Annotated in this window: 3 protein-coding genes; all 3 read right to left on the bottom strand. The window is 75.0% G+C overall.

Annotated features, from left to right (window positions below; translation table 11 throughout):
* On the bottom strand, positions 1-1,263 hold a 1,263-nt coding region (gene mhpA / locus ABD308_RS27260), incomplete at its 3' end, for a bifunctional 3-(3-hydroxy-phenyl)propionate/3-hydroxycinnamic acid hydroxylase MhpA (RefSeq protein ID WP_344339785.1).
* A complete protein-coding gene (locus ABD308_RS27255) occupies positions 1,260-2,048 on the bottom strand; it encodes an arylamine N-acetyltransferase family protein (RefSeq protein WP_344339781.1) in 789 nt (262 codons plus the stop codon). The genes mhpA and ABD308_RS27255, both read right to left, overlap by 4 nt.
* 5 nt (positions 2,049-2,053) lie before the next feature.
* A partial coding sequence (locus tag ABD308_RS27250) for an acyltransferase domain-containing protein (RefSeq protein ID WP_344339777.1) occupies positions 2,054-3,714 on the bottom strand: 1,661 nt, incomplete at its 5' end.

The following is a 3,714-nucleotide window of genomic DNA, read 5'->3' as shown; positions in this document are numbered from 1 at the left end:
CCGCAGGCCCGTCGTGAGCGGCTGGACCGGGGTGCGCGGCCGGGCCGCGCCGACCTCCGCGCCGCGCCGGGCGCGCTCCTGGGCGGCCAGCATGACGGTGTCGCGGTCGCGGGCCGCGGCCGGGTCGGTCTGGCAGATGACCCGGCCCAGGTCCATCGACATGGTGAGCGCGTGCCGCACGTGCTCGCGCCGCTCGGCGGTGTAGCTGTCGAGCAGCCCTTCGGCGGCCCGGCCGGTGAGCACCAGGTCCAGTTTCCAGGCGAGGTTGGCGGCGTCCCGGAAGCCCGAGCACATGCCCTGCCCGGCGAACGGCGGCATCAGGTGGGCGGCGTCCCCGGCGATCAGCACCCGGCCGCGCCGCCACTGGTCGGCGTAGCGCGCCTGGAAGGTGTAGACGGCGTGCCGCAGCAGGGTGGCGTTGCCGGGGGCGATGTCGAACAGCGAGAGCAGCTTCCAGACGTTGGCCTCGCCGCCGAACTCCTCGGGCGACTCGTGGTCGAGCCGCATGAACTCCCAGCGCCGGTGGCCGGGCCCGGCGGAAACGGCGGTGCGCGGCCGGGCCGGGTCGCAGACCTGGAGGTTGTTGGGGACGAACTCCCGGCCGTCGTGCGGGACGACGTCGCAGGTCAGCCAGTCGTTGAAGAACGCGAAGTCGGTGGCGGTCAGCCCGGCCTCCTCGCGCACCACGCTGTTGGCGCCGTCGCAGCCGATCACCCAGCGGGCGGTGAGGGTGCCGCCTTCGAAGCCCTCGGAGCCCTCGGAGCCCTCGACCGTGAGGGCGACCGAGTCGCCGCGGTCGGCGAGCGCCGTCACCCGGTGGCCGCGCAGCACGCGCAGCGTGGGGTGGCTCTCGCCGTGGGCGGCCAGCGCGGCCTCCAGGCCCGGCTGGTAGACGGCGCTGGAGTCGGGCCAGCCGGAGCGGCCGGCGTCCTCGACGTCCACCCGGAAGAGGGTGCGCCCGTCGGCGTTGTGCCAGACGTAGTCCCGGGAGGAGTCGACGTGCTCGTCCAGCGCGGCGCCGACGCCGGTGGCGGCGAGGATGCGGGCGGACTCGCCGTCGAAGGAGACCGCGCGCGGCATCGGGTAGGGCCGGGGGAAGCGCTCCAGGACGGTGACCCGGTGGCCACGGGCGGCCAGCAGCAGGGCGGCGGTCTGGCCGACCGGCCCGTATCCGACGATCGCGACGTCGGTGTCGGTCGCGGGCGCGGGCGCGGGCGCGGGCGCGGGCGCGGGCGCGGTGTCGGCGGGGACGGGGGCGCTCATGCGGTGGCCGCGTCCTTCCGCAGGATCTCGGCGAGCACCCGGGCGTGCTCCTCCGGGTCGGCGAGGCCGCGCAGCCGCTCGGTGCCGTCCTCGACCACGACCAGCCGGGTGCCGATCAGGATCCGCTGCCCGCCCTCGAAGGCCCGGCCGCGCACCACGATGCCGGAGCCGGCCAGCGCCCGGGCGAAGCGGTCCAGCTCCGGCGAGGGCACCAGCCAGTCCGCGAACGCGCGCGGCCGCGGGTGGAAGCGGTAGACGGCGCGCCAGTCGCCGCCCCTGTCCCGGCGCTGGACCACGTGGTGGCCGCTGTCCGCCCGCACGACACGGAAGTCGGTGCCGAACTGCGGCTGCACCTCGTCGGGCACCACCCGCAGCGGCTCCAGGTAGGACGGGCCGACGAAGCCGACGTCGATCAGCCACAGCTCGCCGTCCAGCCGCACGAAGCCGAGGACGTGCTCCAGGTCCGGCCCGAAGGTGTCGTCGACCTGGCGGATCCCGGCCGAGAACAGCCCGGTCTCGTAGCCGAGTTCGCGCAGCAGGGCGAGGAAGAGCCCGTTCAGTTCGTAGCAGACGCCGCCCCGGCCGCCGAGCACGACGGCGTCGAACACGGCGTCGACGTCGATGTCGACGCCCGCCCACAGGGCCTCGCCGCGCCCGGTGTTGAGCGAGGAGTCGTAGGGGATCGCGATCAGGTGGCGGCGGTGCAGCTCGCGCAGGGTGTCGGCGGTGGGGTCGAGCGGGCCGTCGTAGTCGAGGGCCTTGAGGTAGGCGGTGGTGTCGAACACGACGGTCACTTCCCTTCGGTCCGCTGCTCGCCGGACACGTTCTCCGCGGCCACGCTCTCGCCGGACACGCTCTCGTCCAGCAGGGCGAGGAGGTGGCGGGCGAGGCGCTCCGGGGTGGGCTGGTCGAAGGCGAGCAGGGCGGGCAGTTCCAGCCCGGTGACGTTCTGCAGACGGTTGCGGAGCTCGACGGCGGTCAGCGAGACGAAGCCGATGTCGAAGAAGACGGCGTCCGGCCCGACCTCCCCGGTGCCCTCGTGCCCGAGGACGGCCGCGACCTCCGCGCGGACCACGTCGACCAGCACGGTCTCGCGCTCCTGCGGGCCCGCCTCCGCCAGCCGGCGGGCGAGGGCGGCGCCGGGAGCCTCCTCGGTGGTGGTGTCGGGTTCGGTCTCGGTGGCCATCGTGGACTCTCCTGCGGGGGTGGTGGTTGCGGGCACCGACTCAAGCCAGTAGTGCCGGTGCTGAAAGGGGTAGGTCGGGAACTCGGAGGCGGGAAGGGCCTCGGCGCCCGAGTAGGAGACCGACCAGTCGACCTCCACGCCGCGGACGTGCAGGGCGGCGGCCGAGAGCAGGACGCGGTCCCAGCCGCCCTCCTCGCGCCGCAGGGTGCCGGTGACGGCCGCGTCGCGCACGGAGGCCGCCTCCAGCGCCTCGACGATGCCGTGGGCGAGCACGGGGTGGGCGCTGATCTCGACGAAGGCCCGGTACTCCGCGACGGCGAGGGTCTCGACGGCGTCGGCGAAGCGGACGGTCTGCCGCAGGTTGCGGTACCAGTAGCCGGCGTCCAGCTCCGGACCCTCCAGCCAGCGGTTCTCGACCGTGGACAGGAACGGGACGGTCGCCGGCCGGGGCTTCACCGAGCCCAGCAGCTCCGCGAGTTCGGTCTCGATCGACTCCACGTGCGAGGTGTGCGACGCGTAGTCCACCGGGATCCGACGCACCCGCACACCCCGCTCCTCGTTGGCCGTCACCAGGCTGTCGAGCCCGGCCGGATCCCCGGCCACGACGACCGAGGACGGGCCGTTGACGGCCGCGATCTCGACCCCGTCCGGCAGCTCGGGCGCCACCCGTTCCCGGGGGAGGCCGACCGAGACCATGCCGCCGCGTCCGGCCAGGCCGCGGGCGATCGCCTGCGAGCGCAGCGCCACCACGGCGGCGGCGTCGTCCAGCGAGAGGACGCCCGCGACGTGAGCCGCCGCGATCTCGCCCTGCGAGTGGCCCACGACCGCATCCGGTACCACCCCCAGCGACGCCCAGAGACGGGCCAGGCCGACGTTCACCGCGAACGACACCGGCTGCACCACGTCCACCCGCTCCAGCGAGGCGGCACCCGGCACCTGGTTCACCACATCCAGCAACGACCAGTCGACATAGGGCTTCAACGCCCTGTCGACCTCACCCAGCACCTCCGCGAACACCACCGACTCGGCGAGCAACCGCCGCCCCATCCCCGCCCACTGCGACCCCTGCCCCGGGAACACGAAGACGGTCTGGCCGGCGACGTCCGCCGTGCCGGTGACCAGGGCGGGCGAGGCGGCGTCGCCCGCGAGCGCGGCCAGGCCGGCGCGGTGACCGTCGAGCGCGCCGGCCACCACGACGGCGCGGTGCGCCAGCAGCGTCCGGGCCTCGGCCAGCGCGCGGGCGGCACCGGCCGGCTCCGGCCCCT

The sequence above is a fragment of the Kitasatospora putterlickiae genome, assembly GCF_039527695.1.
GTDB lineage: Bacteria > Actinomycetota > Actinomycetes > Streptomycetales > Streptomycetaceae > Kitasatospora > Kitasatospora putterlickiae.
This window is presented reverse-complemented; position numbering and strand designations above follow the sequence as displayed.